Origin of the sequence: Amycolatopsis sp. CA-128772 (assembly GCF_002904295.1) — a bacterium.
In the GTDB taxonomy this organism is placed as follows: domain Bacteria; phylum Actinomycetota; class Actinomycetes; order Mycobacteriales; family Pseudonocardiaceae; genus Amycolatopsis.
Map to the genome: position 1 here is coordinate 130,631 of NZ_PPHG01000052.1, position 20,177 is coordinate 150,807.

General features: G+C 70.9%; 23 protein-coding genes and 1 pseudogene. 10 read left to right on the forward strand and 14 right to left on the reverse strand.

Features of this window, described 5'->3' with window-relative positions; translation table 11 throughout:
- Nucleotides 1-12: 12 nt before the first annotated feature.
- Both C2L59_RS18925 and C2L59_RS18930 read right to left on the reverse strand, forming a co-directional pair.
- Nucleotides 13-822, reverse strand: a complete 810-nt coding sequence (locus tag C2L59_RS18925) for a carbohydrate ABC transporter permease (RefSeq protein ID WP_103350907.1) — start codon at nt 820-822, stop codon at nt 13-15.
- A 70-nt stretch (nt 823-892) separates the two neighbouring features.
- Nucleotides 893-1,822 (reverse strand): carbohydrate ABC transporter permease, encoded by a 930-nt coding sequence (locus tag C2L59_RS18930; protein ID WP_199199145.1) that lies wholly within the window; start codon nt 1,820-1,822, stop codon nt 893-895.
- Between the two features lie 112 nt (nt 1,823-1,934).
- Between C2L59_RS18930 and C2L59_RS18935 the strand changes: the two genes are divergently transcribed.
- A complete protein-coding gene (locus C2L59_RS18935) occupies nt 1,935-2,987 on the forward strand; it encodes a LacI family DNA-binding transcriptional regulator (RefSeq protein ID WP_103350819.1) in 1,053 nt (350 codons plus the stop codon).
- 294 nt (nt 2,988-3,281) lie between these two features.
- On the opposite strand, the gene C2L59_RS18940 is transcribed toward C2L59_RS18935, so the two are convergent.
- A complete protein-coding gene (locus tag C2L59_RS18940; RefSeq protein ID WP_103350820.1) occupies nt 3,282-3,707 on the reverse strand; it encodes a hypothetical protein in 426 nt (141 codons plus the stop codon).
- Between the two features lie 228 nt (nt 3,708-3,935).
- On the opposite strand from C2L59_RS18940, the gene C2L59_RS18945 reads away from it, so the two are divergent.
- Entirely contained in the window at nt 3,936-4,121 is a 186-nt protein-coding gene (locus tag C2L59_RS18945; RefSeq protein ID WP_103350821.1) for a hypothetical protein, read from the forward strand.
- On the opposite strand, the gene C2L59_RS18950 is transcribed toward C2L59_RS18945, so the two are convergent.
- The gene (locus C2L59_RS18950) at nt 4,096-4,722 is read right to left on the reverse strand and encodes a DsbA family oxidoreductase (protein ID WP_103350909.1); all 627 of its coding nucleotides are present in this window, start codon (nt 4,720-4,722) and stop codon (nt 4,096-4,098) included. The genes C2L59_RS18945 and C2L59_RS18950 overlap by 26 nt on opposite strands.
- A 123-nt stretch (nt 4,723-4,845) precedes the next feature.
- Between C2L59_RS18950 and C2L59_RS18955 the strand changes: the two genes are divergently transcribed.
- On the forward strand, nt 4,846-5,445 hold the full coding sequence (locus C2L59_RS18955) for a QsdR family transcriptional regulator (protein ID WP_103350822.1): 600 nt from the start codon (nt 4,846-4,848) through the stop codon (nt 5,443-5,445).
- 197 nt (nt 5,446-5,642) lie between these two features.
- Nucleotides 5,643-6,572 carry a dienelactone hydrolase family protein gene (locus tag C2L59_RS18960; protein ID WP_103350823.1) on the forward strand — a complete coding sequence of 310 codons (930 nt, stop codon included), beginning with the start codon at nt 5,643-5,645 and terminating at the stop codon, nt 6,570-6,572.
- Nucleotides 6,573-6,633: 61 nt separating this feature from the next.
- On the opposite strand, the gene C2L59_RS18965 is transcribed toward C2L59_RS18960, so the two are convergent.
- Nucleotides 6,634-7,614 carry an NAD(P)-dependent alcohol dehydrogenase gene (locus C2L59_RS18965; protein WP_103350824.1) on the reverse strand — a complete coding sequence of 327 codons (981 nt, stop codon included), beginning with the start codon at nt 7,612-7,614 and terminating at the stop codon, nt 6,634-6,636.
- Nucleotides 7,615-7,712: 98 nt separating this feature from the next.
- Between C2L59_RS18965 and C2L59_RS18970 the strand changes: the two genes are divergently transcribed.
- Both C2L59_RS18970 and C2L59_RS18975 read left to right on the forward strand, forming a co-directional pair.
- Nucleotides 7,713-8,372: a TetR/AcrR family transcriptional regulator gene (locus tag C2L59_RS18970; RefSeq protein WP_103350825.1), complete on the forward strand. Its 660-nt coding sequence runs from the start codon at nt 7,713-7,715 to the stop codon at nt 8,370-8,372.
- Nucleotides 8,373-8,416: 44 nt separating this feature from the next.
- On the forward strand, nt 8,417-9,409 hold the full coding sequence (locus tag C2L59_RS18975; RefSeq protein WP_103350826.1) for an LLM class flavin-dependent oxidoreductase: 993 nt from the start codon (nt 8,417-8,419) through the stop codon (nt 9,407-9,409).
- Between the two features lies 1 nt (nt 9,410).
- Here the strand turns inward: C2L59_RS18975 and C2L59_RS18980 are convergent, their stop codons facing one another.
- The 7 genes and pseudogenes from C2L59_RS18980 to sigK form a co-directional block, all read right to left on the reverse strand.
- Nucleotides 9,411-10,088, reverse strand: a complete 678-nt coding sequence (locus tag C2L59_RS18980; RefSeq protein WP_103350827.1) for a fasciclin domain-containing protein — start codon at nt 10,086-10,088, stop codon at nt 9,411-9,413.
- An 88-nt stretch (nt 10,089-10,176) separates the two neighbouring features.
- On the reverse strand, nt 10,177-10,467 hold the full coding sequence (locus C2L59_RS50380) for a hypothetical protein (RefSeq protein ID WP_370444750.1): 291 nt from the start codon (nt 10,465-10,467) through the stop codon (nt 10,177-10,179).
- A gap of 12 nt (nt 10,468-10,479) precedes the next feature.
- A pseudogene (locus tag C2L59_RS50385) lies at nt 10,480-10,883 on the reverse strand (molybdopterin-dependent oxidoreductase).
- Nucleotides 10,880-11,086, reverse strand: coding sequence for a hypothetical protein (locus C2L59_RS50390; protein ID WP_370444751.1), 207 nt, complete (start codon nt 11,084-11,086; stop codon nt 10,880-10,882). Before C2L59_RS50390 ends, C2L59_RS50385 begins: the two are co-directional and overlap by 4 nt.
- Nucleotides 11,083-11,655: a hypothetical protein gene (locus C2L59_RS50395; protein WP_370444752.1), complete on the reverse strand. Its 573-nt coding sequence runs from the start codon at nt 11,653-11,655 to the stop codon at nt 11,083-11,085. Before C2L59_RS50395 ends, C2L59_RS50390 begins: the two co-directional genes overlap by 4 nt.
- Before the next feature lie 5 nt (nt 11,656-11,660).
- Nucleotides 11,661-12,341, reverse strand: a complete 681-nt coding sequence (locus C2L59_RS18990) for an anti-sigma factor domain-containing protein (protein WP_103350828.1) — start codon at nt 12,339-12,341, stop codon at nt 11,661-11,663.
- Nucleotides 12,338-12,934 (reverse strand): ECF RNA polymerase sigma factor SigK, encoded by a 597-nt coding sequence (gene sigK / locus C2L59_RS18995; RefSeq protein WP_103350829.1) that lies wholly within the window; start codon nt 12,932-12,934, stop codon nt 12,338-12,340. Before sigK ends, C2L59_RS18990 begins: the two co-directional genes overlap by 4 nt.
- Before the next feature lie 348 nt (nt 12,935-13,282).
- On the opposite strand from sigK, the gene C2L59_RS19000 reads away from it, so the two are divergent.
- Complete coding sequence (locus C2L59_RS19000) at nt 13,283-13,696, forward strand: SsgA family sporulation/cell division regulator (protein WP_103350830.1); 414 nt, start codon at nt 13,283-13,285, stop codon at nt 13,694-13,696.
- Nucleotides 13,697-13,711: 15 nt separating this feature from the next.
- Nucleotides 13,712-15,070 (forward strand): class I adenylate-forming enzyme family protein, encoded by a 1,359-nt coding sequence (locus C2L59_RS19005; RefSeq protein ID WP_103350831.1) that lies wholly within the window; start codon nt 13,712-13,714, stop codon nt 15,068-15,070.
- Here the strand turns inward: C2L59_RS19005 and ilvD are convergent.
- Nucleotides 15,049-16,740, reverse strand: coding sequence for a dihydroxy-acid dehydratase (ilvD, locus tag C2L59_RS19010; RefSeq protein WP_103350832.1), 1,692 nt, complete (start codon nt 16,738-16,740; stop codon nt 15,049-15,051). The genes C2L59_RS19005 and ilvD overlap by 22 nt on opposite strands.
- Nucleotides 16,741-16,855: 115 nt before the next feature.
- On the opposite strand from ilvD, the gene C2L59_RS19015 reads away from it, so the two are divergent.
- Nucleotides 16,856-17,932 carry a dihydrodipicolinate reductase gene (locus C2L59_RS19015; protein ID WP_103350833.1) on the forward strand — a complete coding sequence of 359 codons (1,077 nt, stop codon included), beginning with the start codon at nt 16,856-16,858 and terminating at the stop codon, nt 17,930-17,932.
- Nucleotides 17,929-18,414: a carboxymuconolactone decarboxylase family protein gene (locus C2L59_RS19020; RefSeq protein WP_103350834.1), complete on the forward strand. Its 486-nt coding sequence runs from the start codon at nt 17,929-17,931 to the stop codon at nt 18,412-18,414. The genes C2L59_RS19015 and C2L59_RS19020 overlap by 4 nt, the downstream gene beginning before the upstream one ends.
- A gap of 33 nt (nt 18,415-18,447) precedes the next feature.
- Here the strand turns inward: C2L59_RS19020 and C2L59_RS19025 are convergent, their stop codons facing one another.
- Entirely contained in the window at nt 18,448-20,010 is a 1,563-nt protein-coding gene (locus tag C2L59_RS19025) for a GMC oxidoreductase (RefSeq protein WP_103350835.1), read from the reverse strand.
- Between the last annotated feature and the right edge of the window lie 167 nt (nt 20,011-20,177).

The window sequence follows — 20,177 nt, forward strand, 5'->3', positions numbered from 1 at the left end:
GTGCTGACGCTGCTACTGCTTGACGCTGCCCGCGCTCAGGCCCGATTGCCAGAACCGTTGCATGAGCAGGAAAGCGACGACGAGGGGAATGATGGTGAGCAACGACCCGGTCAGGACCAGGTTGAAGATCGGCTGGGCACCGGCGCCGTTGGCCTGGGCGCTCCACTGGTTGAGCCCGACGGTCAGCGGGTACCACTTCGGCTCGCTGAGCATGATCAGCGGCAGGAAGTAGTTGTTCCACGTCTGCACCACCGTGAACAGCGTGACGGTGATGATCCCGGGAACGAGCTGGCGCAGCGTCACGGTGAGGAAGATCCGGATTTCGCCCGCGCCGTCGATCCGCGCCGCCTCGAGGAGTTCGTCGGGGATGGCGTCGGCGGCGTAGACCCAGATCAGGTACAGGCCGAACGGGCTGATCAGCGACGGGATGATGACCGCCAGCGGCGTGTTGGTCAGCCCGAGCTTGCTGAACATCAGGAACGTCGGCACGGCCAGCGCGGTCGGCGGCACGGCCACGGCCCCGAGCACGACGGCGAACACCGCGCGGCGGCCGGGGAAGCGGTACTTGGCCAGCCCGTAGCCCGCCGCCGTGGCGAGGATCGTCGCGCCGCCGGCGCCGACCACGACGTACAGCAGGGTGTTCCCGAGCCAGCGGAAGAAGATGCCGTCGTTGTAGCTGAACGTCTTGCCGATGTTGTCGAAGAGCGCGAACGAGTCCCCGAAGGACAGTCCCGACGTCGAGAACAGCGCCGGCTGGGTCTTCGTGGCGTTGATGATCAACCACACCAGGGGAACCAGGGTGTAGAGCAGATACAGCGCCATGAAGCCGGTGAGGACACGCGACTTGCGGGGTTTGGTCACGGAGAACGGCGTCTTCGGAAGAACAGCCACGTCACATCTCCTTCCGGGAGCCGCGCAGCTGCACGACGTAGGCGATGACGGCGGTGATGACGCCCATCACGATCGCGACGGCGGCCGAGTAGTTGTACTGCTGCCCGTTGAAGGAAAGGTTGTAGGCGTACATGTTCGGCGTGTAGTTGGTGACGATCATGTTCGGCACCAGGTTGCGCATGATGTTCGGCTCGTTGAACAGCTGGAAGCTGCCGATGATCGAGAAGATCGTCGCGACCACGATGGCGCCCCGGATGGCGGGGAGCTTGACGGACCGGATCGTGCGGAACGTGCCGGCGCCGTCGATCGCGGCCGCCTCGAACAGTTCCTTCGGGATCACCTTCAGCGCGGAGTAGAAGATGAGCATGTTGTAGCCCACGAACTCCCACGTGACGATGTTGCCGATCGACGTGAGCAGCCAGTTCTGCGACAGCGGTTTGATCGAATCGGTGCCCAGCAGGTGGTTCAGGTCGGCGGCGAGCCCGAAATGGTCACCGTAGATGAAGCCCCACATCAGGGCGGCGACGACGGCGGGGACCGCGTACGGCAGGAAGATCACGATCCGGAAGAACCCGGCGGCGTGCAGCCGGGCGCTGTCGATCGCCAGCGCGGCGATCAGCGCGAGCACCAGCATGATCGGCACCTGCACGGCGAGGAACACCAGCACCCGCCGGAAGGCGTCCCAGAACTTCGGGTCGCCGAAGACCTGGGCGTAGTTGTCGGTGCCGACGAAGACCGTGCCGCCGAAGAAAGCCTGGTCGCGGAAGAGGCTGAGCACGAAGGCGTACCCGACCGGCGCGATGAAGACCAGCGCGAACACCAGCATGAAGGGGGCGACGAAGAGCCAGCCCCGCCATTTCCGCCGCGGCCGGCGGGCCGCGGGCGCCCGGCGCGCCGGCACCGGCGCGGGCGGAGCCGCTGTGGACGTCATCGTCTCTCCGAGTGATCGCGTGCGCCGGGCTCTGGACCCGGCGTGATGTTTACGTCAACATGGACGGCCGCAGAGTAACGTGTTGACGTAAACATGTCCAGGACACCGAGGAGTGACCGTGCCCCGCCAGACAGCGACGTCATCCGCACCCGGCCCCGCCCGGCGCCGGGGCCCGTCGATGGCGGACGTGGCCCGCGAGGCGGGCGTGTCGGGCCAGACGGTTTCCCGGGTGGCCAACGGGAAGACCAATGTGGACGACGCCACGCGCGAGCGGGTCCTCGCCGCGATGCGCCGGGTCGGCTACCGGCCCAACAGCGCCGCCCGCGCCCTGCGCAACGGCCAGTTCCGCAGCATCGGCGTGATCATTTCGGCCCTCCCGACGTTCGGCAACAGCCGCACCCTCGACGCCATCGCGGCGGCGGTCGTGACGGAGGGGTTTTCGATCATCCTGATGCCGGTCACGCGCCCGACCCAGGGCGAGGTGACGGGCGCGTTCAGCACGCTGAACGAGCAGGCCGTGGACGGCGTCATCATCCTGATCGAGCAACACCAGCTTGACCAAAGCGAAATCGAACTGCCGCACGGCCTCCCGGTGGTGGTGATCGACTCCAGCGCCCGCTACGACTACCCGGTGGTGGACAACGACCAGGCCGACGGAGCCGCCCGGGCGACCAGCCACCTGCTGTCACTGGGGCATTCGACGGTGTGGCACATCGCGGGCCCCCCGCAGTCGTATTCGGCCGAGAGGCGCCGGAAGTCCTGGCAGGCCACGTTGGAGCGTGCCGGCCGCCCGGTACCCCCGGCCCCGGTCGGCGACTGGTCACCGGAGTCGGGTTACCAGGCCGGCCTGCGCCTGGCGGCGAACCCGGAGGTGACGGCGGTGTTCGCGGCGAACGACCAGATGGCCCTGGGTCTGTTGCGCGCACTGCACGAAACGGGCCGCCGGGTACCGGCAGAGGTGAGCGTGGTCGGCTTCGACGACATGGAGGAGTCGGCCCACTTCTGGCCCCCGCTCACGACGATCCGCCAGTCGTTCGAAGCGGTGGGCCGCCACGCGGTGGAGGCCCTGCTGACGGAGATCGAGACGGGAACGGAGGCCGGGGAGCCGGTACTGCTCCCGACGGAACTGGTCATCCGCTCCAGCACCGCTCCCCCACCGGCGTGATGCGCGAAACTGTCGGTGCTTGCGGGTAGCGTGGAAGATGGGGGGGGGCGCTCTCGCGGGTGTTCGCGAAGTTGCCGGCAGACCGCGGGCTTGACCGCTCGCGGCCGGGGTGCATGCCGGCGGACTGGCTTCCGGCGACCTCCCGGCGGCGGCGGTGCTGATCGCGGGAACGCCCGCAGAACCGCCGGCGGCCTGGCTTCCGGCGACCTGCCAGCGGATGGTCGAGCGCTGGCCCCGGGGCGCTCGGAACCACCCGCGGCGGATTGCAGCGAGCTCCCGGCGAATGGTGGAGAGCTAGGCGCGCGGGCGCTCGCGGATCTGCCAGCGGCCTGACTTGTAGCTCCAGGACGTGCTCGGGTCGTTGCCCAGTACCGGGACCTTCGAACCCACCACCACGTGGCCCTGGGTTTCGCCTGGCTGCAGCGTCACCTCCGTGAACTGTACCTCGTGGAAGCCGGCGCGGATCTCGGGTGACATGCGGTCGTACAGGACGTGGACCGCGGCCGGGCAGTCCGGGGCGTGGACCTTGGCCGTGAACTCCGTTGCCGTGCGGGCTTCCAAGAGGCCGCAGATCACCGCCGTGTTGCCTGCGCTCCAGGCGTCCAGGTATGCGCGGGCCGCTTCGCGTAGGCCGGCTTCGTTCTGGCTTGTGCCTATCGCGCCCGGTTCGACAGTGGCCGGGGCGCCGGGGGTGGTGCCGCACGCCGCCGCCAACGTCACGACCGCTGCTCCGATGACTACGCGCATCTTCCCCCTCGGTCGGCCGCTTTTCGCCGCGCGACTCTAGCGCGGGCAGCCCGGCCGGGGTCCACCGGAAAAGTACCCACAGCCCGCTGTTTCAGGGGCGGGAGGTGGGGGCATTAGGGGCCACCGGACCGGAATTGCCGGTCCGGCGAACGTTGCAGTGGTGTGGACCAGTTGGCCGCATCCCACGGAAAGAGGACGTCAATGCTCGCCATTCTCGCCGCCGTGCTGTTCGGGCTGGCCCTGCTGATGGAGCTGTTCGGGTTCGGGCTCGGCCCGGTCATCACCGCCGGGACGCTCACCACGGCCGGGCTGCTCTGCGTTGCCCTGCACCTGGCCGGGATCGCCACCGACCGGTCGCGGTTCACCCGGCGGCGGCGCCGTCGGTGACCCGGCGCAGGACCTGCGCGAACACCTCGGGTGACTGGGCGCCGGCGACGCCGAACCGCTCGTCGATTACGAAGAACGGCACGCCGGTCGCCCCCAGGGCCCGGGCCTGCTCGCCGTCCGCCGCGACCTCGGCTTCGTAGCGGTCGGACTCGAGCACCGCCCGGGCCTCTTCGGCGTCGAGGCCGGCTTCGGCCGCCAGCTCCACCAGGGAATCGCGGTCGAACAACGACCGCCGCTCGGTGAAGTGGGCTCGGTAGAACCGGTCGACGACCGCGTCAGCCAGGCCGTGCTCCGCGGCGAGGTGGACCAGGCGGTGGCCGTCGACGGTGTTGCCCATGTGGACGCCGTCGAGGTGGTACTCGAGACCGTCGGCGGCCGCGCGCTCCTCCATCTGCGCTTCCATCGCGTCGGCTTCTTCCAGTGTGCGGCCGTACTTCTCGGCCAGCACCTCGCGCGTCGGCCGCGAAGTTCCGCGCGGGAACGACGGGTCCAGCTGGAACGAGTGGTGCACCACCTCGACGTCGGCGCCGAGCTCGGCCACCGCCTGCTCGAAGCGGCGCTTGCCGAGATAGCACCAGGGACAGACCAGATCGGACCAGATGTCTACGCGCACGAAACCACGCTAACCGAAGGGGCACCGCGCACCTCAAGGTAACCGGCGGCCACCTGCGCACTGCCTCATCCGGGGCGCCGCCTCGCGGCCCTGCGAAGCTAGGGTGGGCCGGTGACCGTCTCGACCGAGGACATCGTCCGGCACGCCGCGCGGCTGCTCATGGCCGGCACCCGACTCGACCTCGGCCGGATGGCCGCCGATCTGGGGATCTCGCGCACCACCTTCTTCCGGCGCGTCGGCAACCGCGACGACTTGATGGGCGCCGGGCTGCGGATGCTCTCCGACCGGACCTGGCAGCGCGCCCTCGACGGCTGGCGCGCCGGACACGGCGACGCCGTCCGCACGCCGGCGGGCCGGCTGCGCTGCCTGTGGGTCATGGAGGAGTACCGCCGCGAGGTCGCCGCCAGCGACGGCATGCGCAAGCTGATCGAGGCGGAGTCCAACGTCGCCCTGCGCGTGCTGACCGATCCGCGCGGCGCCGTGCAGCCCGGGCTGGTCGACGCGCACGTCGAGCTGTTCCGGGCCGACACCGCCGCGGCCGCGCTGACGCCGCTCGTCGGCCTGCCCGACCTCGCGTTCGCGGTGGTCCGGCTCGGCGAGTCGTTCCTGTACTCGGACGTCCTGGCCGCGCGTTCGGTCGACCTCACGGTCGCCACCACCCTGGTCGACACCCTCGTGCGGGGCGCGCTGGAACCGGTCGCCACCCACTGAGCGACCGCCCAGTCCGTCAACCACTCACCCATCTGGAGGATGTGGAACATTTCGGCGAGGTGTTTCATAGGCGGCAGGAAAGCGGTTACCCCGCGTCCCCCCTGCGGCACACGTTTCCGTTGCCGTGCACCAGTTCCGCCGATCCGCCCGTCTGTGTCCGGGCGCGCTTTCGCCTGCCCGGGGAAAGAGAGCGATCCATGTCCGCACTCACCAGCCCGCCGACGTCGCCTGGCCAGGGTGAGAAAATTTCCCGCCGTCGCCCGTGGCGCGCCAAGGCCGCCGGCGTCGTGCTGGCCGCCCTGGCGCTGACCGCCGGGGTCGCCGCGCCGGCGCCCGCCGCCGCGAACCCCTACGAGCGGGGTCCTGACCCGACCACCGCGAGCATCGAAGCCACCCGCGGCTCCTTCGCGACGAGCACCGCCACGGTGTCGCGGCTGGCCGTTTCCGGCTTCGGCGGCGGCACCATCTACTACCCGACGACCACGACCGCCGGCACGTTCGGGGCGATCTCGATCGCCCCCGGCTTCACGGCCACGCAGTCGAGCATCGCCTGGCTGGGCCCGCGGCTGGCCTCGCAGGGTTTCGTGGTGTTCACCATCGACACCCTGACCACCTCCGACCAGCCCGACAGCCGGGGCCGGCAACTGCTGTCCTCGCTCGACTACCTGACCCAGCAGAGCTCGGTGCGCTCGCGCATCGACAGCAGCAGGCTCGGCGTCGTCGGGCACTCGATGGGTGGCGGCGGCACCCTGGAAGCGGCGCGCTCACGGCCGTCCCTGCAGGCCGCGGTGCCGCTAACCGGCTGGAACCTGACCAAGAACTGGTCGACGCTGCGCGTGCCGACGCTGGTCGTCGGGGCGCAGTCGGACACCGTCGCGCCGGTGGCGTCGCACTCCATCCCGTTCTACACGAGTCTTCCCTCCACTCTGGACCGCGCGTACCTCGAGCTGCGCGGGGCGAGCCACTTCGCCCCGAACTCGCCGAACACGACGATCGCGAAGTACACGCTGTCCTGGCTCAAGCGCTTCATCGACAACGACACCCGCTACGAGCAGTTCCTCTGCCCGATCCCGAGCACCAGCCTGTCCATTTCGGACTACCGCGGCAACTGCCCGCACAACGGCTGAGGCAAGAAAGGTCTCCTGGCCGGTGCGGGTGCCGGCATCCGCACCGGCCAGGAGGCACCTCTCAGGAAACCGCGCCCAAGGTGACCACCACCTTCCCCCGGGCGTGCCCGGCTTCCTGGTAACCGAACGCGGCACGCAGGTCGTCGAACGGATAAGTCCGGTCGACGACCGGCGTGACCGCACCGGACTCCACCAACGCGGTCAGCTCCCGCAGCACCGCCGCCTTGTCCCGGCAGGCCACCGCGTCCGCGAGAACGACCCGGCGCCGCGCGAACCACCCCGACACCAACGCCGCGAAAACGTGCCCCGCGGGCTGCACCCAGCGCCCGGCCGGCCCGCCGACGGCGACGAAGGTGCCGTCGCGCGCCAGCACCCGCCGGCACGCGAACACCGACCGGCTGCCCGCGACGTCCAGCACGACGTCGTAGCGGCGGCCGCTGCGCGTGAAGTCCTCCGCGCGGTAGTCGAAGACGTGCTCCGCCCCGAGTGAACGGGCCATCGAAGCGTTCCCCGCGCGGCACACCGCATCGACCCGCGCCCCGAGCGCCGTGGCCAGCTGCACGGCGAACGTGCCGACGCCACCGGAAGCGCCGTTCACCAGCACCCGCTGCCCGGCTTCGACCCCCCGCAGGGCCAGCAGCGCCGTCACGGCCGCCATCGGCATCGCCGCCGCCTGCTCGTGGGTGAGGTTCACCGGCATCGGCGCGAGCAGGTCTTCGGGCACGCAGACGTACTCCGCGTGGGCACCCCTCGGCAGGATCGCGTAGACGTCGTCACCCGGACCGAACCGGGAACCGGCGGTCTCGACCCGGCCGGCCAGATCGCACCCCAGGACGCCCACGGGTGGCCGGCGCAGGCCGAACCCGCCGGTCATCAGGCGCGCCACGTACGGCTCGCCTCTCATGAAGTGCCAGTCGTACGGGTTGACCGAGCTCGCCCGCACCCGGACCAGCACCTCGCCTTCACCGGGCACCGGATCGGGCACGTCTTCGAAGCTCAAGCTGTCCGCAGGACCGTACACGTGCTGGACCAGGGCTTTCACATCGCCTCCCACGATTCTTACGCCGTAAGTCGTACCCCGTAAGGTACGCCGTACAACGTAAGGCCGTCAACGCTCCCTTACCTTGTACGATCTTGTGGGTGACCACCGACGCGCGGATGCCCCTCAGCCGCGAGCGCGTCCTGCGCGCCGCAGTCGACCTCGCGGACGAACACGGCCTGCGGGCCCTGACGATGCGCCGCCTCGCCGAAGAGCTCGGTGCCGAGGCGATGTCGCTCTACTACCACGTGGCCAAGAAGGAAGACGTGCTCGACGGCATCGTCGACGTGGTGGCCGGCGAGGTCAACGCCGCGGTCGGCCGGGTCGAACCGGACCCGGACTGGAAGACGTCGGTGCGGCAGCGGATCCTGGCCGCGCGCCAGGTGTTCCTCCGGCACCGCTGGGCCCCGGAGCTGTTCGAGACGCGGTCGTCGACGAGCGCCGAAGTCCTGCGCTACTACGACGCACTGGTCGGGCTGATGCGCGCCGGCGGCTTCACCTACCACCTCGTCCACCACGCGCTGCACGCCCTCGGCAGCCGCGCGCTCGGCTTCAGCCAGGAGCTGTTCGACCCGAACGCCGGCAACGCGGCGGACCTGCCGGTCGACGTCACCTGGCAGCTGCCGAACCTGGTCGGGATGCTCAGCGAAATCGCCCACGACGACCCGGACTCGACCCTGGGCTGGTGCGACGACCAGGCGGAGTTCGAATTCGGCCTGGACGTCATCCTCGACGGCCTGGACCGGCTGAAGGGGCGGTAGTCCACCAGCTGGAACACCCCGGCACCGGGGGCAGAATCGGCACCGTGCCACGACCTCTGCGGAAGCTCGGCTTCCTGACCATCGGCCTGTTCGACGCGGACGACCCGCGGCGGGGCCACGAGTCCACGCTGGAGATCATCGAGCTGGGCGAACGGCTCGGGTTCGACAGCGCCTGGGTGCGCCACCGGCACCTCCAGTACGGCATCTCCTCGCCGGTCGCCGTGCTGGCCGCCGCGTCGCAGCGGACCAGCCGGATCGAGCTCGGCACCGCGGTGATCCCACTCGGCTGGGAAAACCCGCTGCGGCTGGCCGAGGACCTCGCCACCGTCGACCTGCTCTCCGGCGGCCGGCTCAACCCGGGGCTCAGCGTCGGCCCGCCGATGCGCTGGGACGAGGTCAAGCATGCCCTCTACCCGGACACCGCCGACGTCGAGGACTTCTCCTACGACCGCGTCGAGCGGCTGCTGGGCTTCGTGCGCGGCGAGCCGGCGACCGGGTTCAGCGGGACCGCGGGGTTCGAAGTCTTCTCCGACCGGGTCCAGCCGCAGGCCCCGGGGCTGGGCGACCGCCTCTGGTACGGCGGCGCGAGCCTGCGCTCGGCGGAGTGGGCGGGCAAGCACCGGATGAACTTCCTGACCAGCAGCGTGGTCAAGGCCGAAGGCGAGAGCACGGACTTCGCCGAAATCCAGGTCTCGCACATCCGCGCGTTCCGCGAGCACCACCCCGCCGGCCGCATTTCGCAGGGCCTGGTCGTCATCCCGACCGACAGCGCGACGCCGGAACAGCGGGCGAAGTACGAGGCCTATGCCGAAAAGCGGCTGCCACGCACCGCGGAACCCCAGGGTCCGGCGCGGATGCTGTTCTCCCCCGACTTCGTCGGCACGTCCGCGGAAATCGCCGAGCGGCTGCACGCGCACCAGGCGTTCCGCGAGATCGACGAGGTGGCTTTCGCCCTGCCGTTCACCTTCGGACACGAAGACTACGTGCAGATCCTCACCGACATCGCGGAACGCCTGGGTCCCCTGCTCGGACGCTAGATCACTTGTTGGTGCCCGGCGTCAGCACCTTGTCGATGACGAAGACGGTGGCGTTCTTCGTGGGGATGTTGCCGCACAGGATCTTCGCGCCGTTGATCGTCATGTTCTCGCCGGAACCCTCGATCTTCACCGGGCCGCCGGCGGTGTTGAGCGTGTCGACCGAACCCGCGCTCGCGAGACCCTTGGCGTCGTAACGCTTGCCGACCACGTGGTACTGCAGGATCGGCGCCAGCTCGGCGGGCTTGCCGGCCAGCTCGGCGAACTTGGCGTCACCCAGCGCGGCGAACGCCGGGTCGGCCGGCGCGAACACCGTGATGGCCTCCTGGCTGTTGAGCGTGTCGACCAGGTTGGTGGCCTTGACCGCCGCCACCAGCTTGGTCAGCAGCGGGTTCGTCGACGCGGCCGAGGCGACCGGCTGCGGGCCCATCGAGTCCAGCGAACCGGGCGCGGAGCCCTGCGGCAGCTGCGAACAGGCCGGGCCGAACACGTCGGCGTTGGTGGTCACGCCGTTGCCGGCCCCGGAGGCCATGCTGGACGACGGCGCGGCCATCGACGAGGAGGGGGCGGGAGCGGGGGCGCTGGAGCTGCCCGACGAAGCGGTGTCGCTGCCGCTGCACGCGGTCAGCGACAGGGCGGCGACAGCGGCGACGCCGATTCCGGCGACACGAAGCTTGGTCACGAAAATCACTCCTAAGCGGCTGAGAACTTCTTTGCCCGGTATTCGGAGCGGCCCGAAAATCGGCTTGCCACCGTTCGGGTGATCCGGGTCACCTGGTCGTGAACGCGAGGCTGTCCCACCCGGTGGCACCGCCGGGAACGGTTCCGGCCCGCGTTTCCGGCTGCACGTACCCGCTTTTGCCGGTCGCCCGGCAGACGACCTGGTGACCGCCGGGTGCGACGTCGAACCCGAGCCACCACATGCGCCCGGTGTTCACGTTGACTTCGTGGGACAGCACGGCTTCCCGCCACGGCCCGTTGTCCAGGCGCACTTCGACCTTCGCGATGCCGGTGTGCTGCGCCCAGGCGATCCCGGCGACGCGCACCTTCCCCGCCGGCACGGTTTCGAAACCCTACGGCGTCTCGATCCGCGATTCCGTCTTGATCGGTGCCTCCTGCGCCCAGCCGCGTTTCAGCCAATACACCTGCCGCGCCCGCCAGGTCGTCACTTCGAGGTCGGTCACCCATTTCGTCGCCGACACGTACCCGTACAGCCCGGGAATGACGAGCCGGGCCGGGAAACCGTGCTCGATCGGCAGCGGCTCGCCGTTCATCCCGATGGCGAGCATGGCCCCGCGCGCCCGGTCCAGCGCCGCGGCGACCGGGCTGCCGGACGTCCAGCCGTCCACACGGGACGAGCAGAGCTGCTCGGCACCGGGCGCACCCCGGCCTCCTTCAGCAGGTCGGCCAAGTCGACGCCGACGAAGTTCGCGGTGAACACGTAGGTGCCGCCGACCTCGTTGGAGACGCAGGTCATCGTGCGTTCCACCGGCGGCCGCTTGCGGATGTCGCCGTAGCGCTACCGGACCTCGCGGTCGACCAGCCCGTGCAGCCGCAGGCTCCAGTCTCGGCCCGCACCTGCGGCACGGTCAGCGCGGTGTCCACGCGGTAGAAGCGGTCGTTGCCGGTCAGGAACGACGGCGTGCCGAGCTTCGCGAAGTCGGCGTCCGCCGGGATCATCGGCGCGGTCCGGGCCGGGACGAGCCGCCCGACGCTTCCCGTGACGCCGCCGCGTCCCGGCGGCCGGCGAGCAGCTGCCCGCCGAGGCCCGCGACGCCCGCCCCGGCGACGACGCCGGCGCTCGCCGGCAGCACGGTCCGGCGCGAAGCGTCCGGGGCGACGTCGAGCCGACGCAGGAACGCGAACGTCGCCACCCCGGTGACCAGGCTCGCCGCCGGGGCGAGCAGCGCGAGCGAGCCCAGGTCGGGGCGCGCGTACACGGCGACGAGCCCGACCACGCCGAACCCGGTGATCACCACCGGCCCCGGCACCGGCGTGCGGCGGGACAGCAGGCCCGCCACCAGCACCAGCACCACGGCCATCCCGGACAGCAGGACGAGCTTGTCGTACGTGCCGAACGTGCGGACCGCGAAGTCCCTGAGCCACACCGAGGTCAGGTCGATGGCGCCGTTGCCGACCGCGAGGTACGGCGACGCGTTGACGCCGACGAACCCGGCCACCAGGTGACCCGCCGTGAGGGCCGCGACGAGGGCCAGGACGCCCAGCAGGGCGGCCGGCCCCCGGCGCACATCCCCTAGACAAGGGAAATTCTGGTGACGGCGGGGGTCGTCGGGCCGGCCGAGCCGCCGGCCGGCTCGACGGTGATCCCGATCCGGTCGACGTCCGCCGGCAGGTCGGCCACGAGCATCCGCTGCGACGCCTGGCGCGTCATCAGCCCGGCCGACCGCGCGCCGGCGCTGCCGATGAGCCACACCTGGTAGTCGTGCCCGGCGTCGAGCGCGGGCAGGTCCGAGGCCAGCAGCACGGCCTGGTTCCGGCTGCGCGACACGACGAGCGTGGCGTGCCCCTCGCCGACGCCCTGAATCGCGGCCGCGTCCGGCGCGGACAGCACCGAGTCGACCGGCGCCGGGGTCGTCGTGACGCCGAAGACGACCGCCGCCACGGCCGCGGCGGCCGCGCCGAACAGCGAGACGCGCAGCTGCCACGTCTTGGCCCGGCTCAGCCGGCGGACCACCGGCACCTTCGGCGGCAGCTGGCGGGTGCGGGCCGCGTCGGCGAGCACCAGCAGCTTCAGCGAGGGCGGCGGCTCCACCGCGGCGGCCACGCCGAGCCGCGCGCCGGTCGCCCGCAGCTCCGCCACCTCCTGGCGGCAGGCGGCGCACGCCTCGAGGTGCCGTTCGAACTCGCCGCGTTCGGCGTCGGAAACGGCGTCGAGGGCATAGGCCCCGGTCAGTGTGTGCAGTTCGGCGGTCACCGGTCCACCCCCAGGCAGTCGCGCAACCGGATCAGGCCGTCCCGGATGCGGGTCTTCACGGTCCCCGGCGCGACCTTCAGCACCTCGGCGACCTCGGGGTAGGTGTAGCCGTTGTAGTAGGCCAGCACGATCGACTCGCGCTGCAGGTCGGTCAGCGCGGCCAGGCACTGCCGCACCCGCTGCTGCTCCAGACCGGCCAGCGTGGACTCGGTGACCTCGTCGAACGGCCGCCGCACGTCCATCAGCCCGGCCCGCTCCTCCCGGTCGACGCCGGCCTGGTGCGAGCGCACGCGGTCCACGGCCCGCCGGTGGGCGATGGTCAGCACCCACGACAGCGCGCTGCCCCGCTCCGGCTCGTACCTGGCGGCCTTGCGCCACACCTCCACCAGCACCTCCTGCGCCACTTCTTCGGCTTGCGCGTGGCTGCGCAGCACGCGCGTCGCCAGGCCGAGCACCGGGCCCGCGACGAGGTCGTACAGCGCCGCGAACGCCGGTTCGTCGCCCGCCGCCACCCGCCGAAGCAGTTCTTCGGCGCCCGGCGCGGGCGCCGGCGCCTCGTCCGGTTGCAGCCGCAACCGCCCACGCTCACCCATCCCCGGCACCTTCCACGTCACCCATGTCCACCCGCCTCCGTGCTGGGTTCGCGGCCGGACGGCGGGCCGGACTGGTGGGGAGTGGCCCTTCCCACCCGGACGGCGCAAATCCGGCGGCGGGACCCATCCGACGAGCCCGCGGCTCCGAATCGGGGGTGCCGCCGAGGTTGCGTCACCGGCGATGACTCTGGGTGAGCAAGTTGCCCGTTCGGCCACGCTCGCGGTGACCTCGGACACTTCTTGATCACCCCAGAGTGTGAAAGTTATTCGGAACGCTGGGCGTTGAACTGACTATGGGTTATCCCTGGAACCAGACGAAGTTAACCGACGAGTAGCAAAGGCGGTCCGATGACCGACCCGTACAGCGTGACCAACGCCCGCATCGACTTCGCCCTGCGCACCTTCGGGGCCGGGCCGCGACCGGTGCCGGCCGAGCTGGAGTACGACACCCGCGACCCGTACGCGGTCGCCGTGGTGCTGCACGCCGGCCCGAGCGCGGTCCGGTGGCTGTTCGGCCGCGACCTGCTCGCCGACGGCCTGCTCGCCCGCTGCGGCGACGGCGACGTGCGGATCGGGCCCGCCGGCGACCCCGCGCTGGTCGTGGTGGAGCTGACCTCCCCGGACGGCGCCGCCGTGCTGGAGGCGCCCGCGAAGGAAATCGCGGCCTTCCTCGACCGGACCTACGACGTCATCCCGGCCGGCAGCGAGAGCGACTGGTTCGACTTCGACGAGGAATTCGAGAAGCTTTCCTACCAGGACTGAGTACGGTCCCGGGGGGTGAGCTTCTTCCTGACGAAGGTCCTCGCCGCGCTCGACGAAGGCGGCGACCGCGTCCTGTTCCACTCCGGTGACGGCGCCACCACCTACCACCGGGCCCGCGACCGCTTGCGCCGGCTGCACGGCGGGCTCGGCGACGTCGGGACCCTCGCCGTCGACCTGCGCAACCGGCCCGAGACGGTCCTGGTCCAGCTGGCGGCCCTCCTCCGCGGCGCGACCGTGCTCATGGTCCCCGCCTCGGCGCCGGCCGCGGACCGGCTCGCCGCGGCGAGCGGCACCACCGTCGTCACCGACCGCCCGCAGGACTGGCCCGCCGGCGACGTCCGGACCCTCGCCGACCTCGACGGCGAACCCGAGCCGCTGAACCCGCCGGAGACCGTGCGTCTCCTCTTCCCCACCGGCGGCACCACCGGCACCCCGAAGCTGATCCGCCACAGCGGCATCTACGACGGCATGGCGTACATCTTCACGCCGGCACCGGACGGCCCGGGCCGCACGCTGCTGGTGGCCCCCATGACGCACATGACCGGCAACGCGACCGTGCTCGGCGCGCTGCTGCGGCACGACACCGTGGTGCTCCACGACGGTTTCGACGCAGCGGCCGTCCTCGACGCGATCCAGACGCACCGCATCGACACGCTGTCGCTCACTCCGCCGCGCCTGGCCGCGCTCCTCGACCACCCGCAGCGGCCGGAAACGGACTTGACCAGCGTCCGCTCGCTTTCCCTCGGCGCCGCGCCGCTGCCGCCGCACCGGCTCGTCCAGGCCCTCGACGTCTTCGGGCCGGTCGTGGGCCAGGGCTATGGCCTCACCGAGGCGCCGATGATCGCGAGCATCTCCGCCGCCGAGCTGATCGGCCACCCGGAGCGGCTGGGTTCCGTCGGCCGCATCGTGCCGGGCATGGAGGCACGCATTACCGCCGACGGCGAGGTCGAGGTCCGCGGGCTGGCCATGATGGACGGTTACCTCGGCGGCCCGGAGATCGGCGCGGGCTGGCTGCGCACCGGCGACCTCGGCCGGTTCGACGACGAGGGCTACCTCTACCTGCTCGACCGCGCCGACGACGTCGTCGTGGTGGGCGAGCACGGCACGAAGGTCCCGACCACCGTCGTCGAACACGCGCTGGAGACGCATCCGGCGGTGCGGGCCGCGGCCGTCTTCGGTCGTGGCGGCCTGCTGCGCGCGGTCGTCGTCGCGACGGGCGCGGTCACGGCAGCCGACCTGAAGGCGCACGCCTGGGAAACCTTCGGCCAGGAGCACTACGTCCCGGCGGCCGTGGACTTCGCCGACGCGCTGCCGCTCACCGACGTGGGCAAAGTGGACAAGCGCGCCCTCGCTCAGCTCGTGACGGCCCCGTAGGACGACGACCGCACCAGCTTCACGTACTTGCCCAGCACGCCTTCCCCGAACTTGTTCGGCAGCGGCTCCCAGCCCTCGCGGCGGCGGGCCAGCTCGGCGGCGTCGACCAGCAGGTCGATGCTGCGCGCCTTGATGTCGACGGCGATCCGGTCGCCGGTCCGGACGAAGGCGATCGGGCCGCCGTCGGCCGCTTCGGGGGCGACGTGGCCGATGCACAGGCCGGTGGTGCCGCCGGAGAACCGCCCGTCGGTCAGCAACAGCACTTCGCGACCGAGGCCGGCGCCCTTGATCGCCGCCGTGATGGCCAGCATCTCGCGCATGCCCGGGCCGCCCTTGGGGCCCTCGTAGCGGATGACCACGACGTCGCCCGCTTCGATCCGGCCCTCGTTCAGCGCCGCCATCGCCTCCTGCTCGCGTTCGAACACCCGCGCCGGGCCTTCGAAGTTGGCCGTGTCGAAGCCCGCGGACTTCACGACCGCGCCCTCGGGGGCGAGCGAGCCGTGCAGGATGGTGATGCCGCCGGTCGGGTGCAGCGGGTTGTCCAGACCGCGCAGGACCTCGCCGTCGATCGGGCCGGGGTCGAGCTCGGCGAGGTTCTCGGCGACCGTCCGGCCGGTGACGGTGAGCGCGTCGCCGTGGATCAGGCCTTCGTCCAGCAGGGCCTTCATCAGTACCGGGATGCCGCCGTGGCGGTCGATGTCGTTCATGACGTACTTGCCGAACGGCTTCAGGTCGCCCAGGTGCGGGACGCGGTCGCCGACGGCGTTGAAGTCGTCCAGGGTCAGCGGCACCTTCGCCTCGTGCGCGATGGCCAGCAGGTGCAGCACGGCATTGGTCGAACCACCGAGGGCCATCACGACGGTGATGGCGTTCTCGAACGCCTCCCGGGTGAGGATGTCCCGCGCGGTGATGCCCTTTTCGAGCAGGTTGACGACGGCTTCCCCGGACAGGCGGGCGTAGTGGTCGCGGCGGCGGTCCGCGGACGGCGGCGCGGCCGAGCCCGGCATGCTCATCCCCATCGCCTCGGCGGCCGACGCCATCGTGTTCGCGGTGTACATCCCGCCGCAGGCGCCCTCGCCGGGGCAGATGGCGCGTTCGATGCGGTCGAGGTCGTCGGTCTTGAGCCGCCCCGCCCGGCAGGCGCCGACCGCCTCGAAGGCGTCGATCAGCGTGACGTCCTTCTCGGTGCCGTCGGTGAGCTTCACCCAGCCGGGGGCGATCGTGCCCGCGTAGAGGAACACCGACGCCAGGTCGAGGCGCGCGGCGGCCATCAGCATGCCCGGCAGCGACTTGTCGCAGCCGGCCAGGAGGATCGAGCCGTCGAGCCGCTCGGCCTGCATCACCGTCTCGACCGAGTCGGCGATGACCTCGCGGGAGACCAGCGAGAAGTGCATGCCGTCGTGGCCCATGGAGATGCCGTCGGACACCGAGATGGTGCCGAACTGCAGCGGGTAGCCGCCGCCGGCGTGGACGCCCTCCTTGGCCGCCTGGGCCAGCCTGTCCAGCGAGAGGTTGCACGGCGTGATCTCGTTCCACGAGCTGGCGACGCCGATGATCGGCTTCGTCCAGTCGCCGTCCCCCATCCCGACCGCGCGCAGCATGCCTCTGGCGGGCGCGGCCTCGATGCCGTCGGTCACCGTGCGGCTGCGGGGCTTCGGGTCGATCGTCATCGCGGGCCTCCGTTACGACGTTCGGGCGCGCAAGCATGTTACCAACGGACGCGCGGTCCGCTGGCCGGAACGATTTCCTACCCGCGCGCGGAACCCCCGGCGAAAACTCGGCGCCATGATCTCCACGGTGGTGTGGGGCACGGGCAACGTGGGCCGTGCGGCAATCCGGGCCGTCGACGCCCACCCGGCGCTGAAGCTGACCGCGGTGCTCGTCCACGACCCGGCGAAGGTCGGCAAGGACGCCGGCGAGCTGGCCGGCGTCGAGGCGCTGGGGGTCGCGGCCACCGACGACATCGAGGCCGTCCTGGCGGCGAGTCCGCGCGCGGTCGTGTACGCCGCTTCGGGTGACGTCCGGTTCGACGACGCGCTCGCCGATATCGTGCGGGCCGTCCGGGCGGGCGCGGTCGTCGTGACCCCGGCCCTGTACCCGCTCTACGACCAGCGCAACGCGCCCCCGGAGCTGCGCGACCCGGTCCTGGCGGCGATCGAGGACGGCGGCGGCTCGCTGTTCGTCTCCGGCGTGGACCCCGGCTGGGGCAACGACGTACTGCCGCTGCTGATCAGCGGCCTCGGCACCGACGTCGACGTCGTCCGCTGCCAGGAGATCTTCGATTACTCGACCTACGAGCAGCCCGAGTCCGTCCGGTACCTGGTCGGGATGGGCCAGCCGATGGACTACGACCCGCCGATGCTGATGACCGGCGTGCCGTCGATGGTGTGGGGCGGCCAGGTCCGGCTGATCGCGCGCGGCCTCGGCGTCGAGGTGGACGAGCTGCGCGAGACCCTGGACCGGCGTCCGCTCGACGACACCGTGTCCACCCGGACCATGGGCGAGTTCGAAAAGGGCACGCAGGGCGCGGTGCGGTTCGAGGTGCAGGGCATCGTCGGCGGCGAGCCGCGGATCGTGATCGAGCACGTCACGCGCATCCACCCGTCGTGCGCCCCCGGCTGGCCCGCGCCGCCCAGCGGCGACGGCGCCCACCGCGTGATCATCGAAGGCCGGCCGCGCATCGAGGTCACCGTCGAGGCGACCGACGAAGGCGAGAACCGGTCGGCGGGCGGCAACGCCACCGCCGTCGGCCGCCTGGTCGGCGCGATCGACTGGCTGGCCGCGGCCGGGCCCGGCCTCTACGACGCACTCGACGTCCCGCTGCGCCCGGCAGCCGGCAAGCTCGGAAGGAGCCGTCCGTGAACATCGACATCCCCGCGGGCAAGGACCCGATCGGGTACGTCTGGGGCGAAATGGTCCCCGGCATCGGGATCGCCGCGTCGAAGTTCTCGCTGGCGGTGTACGAGCACACGACGCTGGAGCTGCGGGAGTTCGAGGCCGCGCGGCTGCGGATCGCGCAGCTCAACGGCTGCGTCTTCTGCCTCGACTGGCGCACCGAACGCGACGGCGTCAAGGTCGAGCCGGAGTTCGCCGACGCGGTGTCGGAATGGCGCACCACCGACCGGTTCGACGAGCGGACGCGGCTGGCGGCGGAGTACGCCGAGCGGTACAGCCTGGACCACCACAACCTCGACGACGAGTTCTGGAAGCGGATGTCCGCGTCCTACACGCAGCAGGAGATCGTCGAGCTCAGCATGAGCCTCGGCGCGTGGCTGGCGTTCGGACGGCTGAACCACGTCCTCGGCCTCGACACCGCCTGCGTCCTCCCGTCCCACCGGTCGTGAGGGGCGGGGGCGGCGCCCCTCACGACCGGTGGGCTAGAAGTCCTGCGCGATGATCTTCTCGATGTTGCGTTCCGCCAGTGCGGTGATGGTGACGAACGGGTTGACGCTGGTGTTGCCCGGGATCAGCGAGCCGTCGATCGCGTACAGGCCCGGGTGGCCGACGAGCCTGCCGTAGTTGTCGGTCGCCTTGCCCAGCACCGCGCCGCCGAGCGGGTGGTAGGTGAGATGGTCGCCCCAGATCTTGTACGTGCCGAACAGGTCGGTCCGGTAGATCGTGCCCTCGGTCGAGTTGATCTTGTCGAAGATGGTCTTCGCCATGTCGATCGACGGCTGCTTCCACGCCTTCTGCCAGTTCAGCTCGACCGCGCGGGTCGCCGGATTCCAGGTGAACTGCGCGCGGTTCGGGTTCTTCGTGATCGACAGGTAGAACGACGCCCACGTCTCGATCCCGGTCGGCAGCGGCGCGACCTCCGCGAAGGCGCCGCCCGCGTTCCAGTTGTCGATGCCGCCGCACGGGATGGTCGACTGCGACGCCCCGGTCGGGTCCCAGATCTGGTTGGCCCGCCCGACCATCACGTTCCCGTTGTCGCCCCAGTTCCGGCCGATCTCGCCGTTCAGGTTCGGCAGCGCGCCGGTCGCCTTCAGCTTCACCAGCAGCTTGCTGGTGCCGACGCTGCCCGCGGCGAAGAACACCTTGTCCGCCGTGACGGTCTTGATCGTGGACACCGCGCCCGCGGTGGTGAGCTGTTCGATCGTCACGGTGTAGCCGCCGCCCGCGGCGGGCACCACCTGCGTCACGCGGTGCAGCGGCGAGATGGTGACCCGGCCGGTCGCGGCGATCTTCGGCAGGTAGGTCTTCTGCAGCGACTTCTTGCCGTAGTTGTTGCCGAACAGGATCTCCCCAGCCAGCGCCGACTTCGTGGCCGTGCCCGCCGCCTCCCGCTCCATGTAGTCCCAGTCGTACACGTCCGGCACGAACACGAACGGGAAACCGGACCGCTGGGCCTGTTTCCGGCCGACACGGGCGAACTGGTACCAGTCGGTGGAGTCGAACCAGGCCGGCCGGATACTGGCGACCCCGAGGCCGGCGTTGGCGCGCGGGTAGTAGACGTCGTACATCTCGTTCGCGTCGACCGTGGGCAGGATGGCGCCGAAGTTCTCCCGCTTCGGCGTGACGGCCATGCCGCCGTTGACGAGCGAGCCGCCGCCGACGCCGCGGCCCTGGTACACGGTGATCCCGCTGAACTCCTCGGCGTCGAGGATGCCCGTGTAGCGCGGGATGTCCTTGTCGATCGGGAACCCGAGGAAGTTGGAGAACGGCTGCTTCGTCCTGGTGCGCAACCAGAACGACCGCTGGTCCGGGTTGGGCGTGGCGCAGAAGATCTTGCCGTCCGGGCCCGGGGTGTCCCAGGCCATGCCCATCTCGACCATCTGCACGTCGACACCGGCCTGGGCGAGCCGGAGGGCGGCGACCGAGCCGCCGTAGCCGGTCCCGACGACCAGCGCGGACACGCGGGCGCCGTCGGAGATGGCGGCGGCCGTGGCCGGCCGCGCCGACGCGGCGGCGGCCCGGCCGGCCAGCGCGGCACCGGCCAAGATAGAACCGGTTCCAGCAATGAAGAGACGACGGGAAACAGCGCCAGAACTTGTTCTCCACACGGGTTCGTCGCTCATGCTTTGTTCCTCACCGTTGAGGTATTTAGAACAAGTTATAGCTGCGGGGTGCAGACAAGTCGACATGTACCCACGAGTAACCTGGCGGG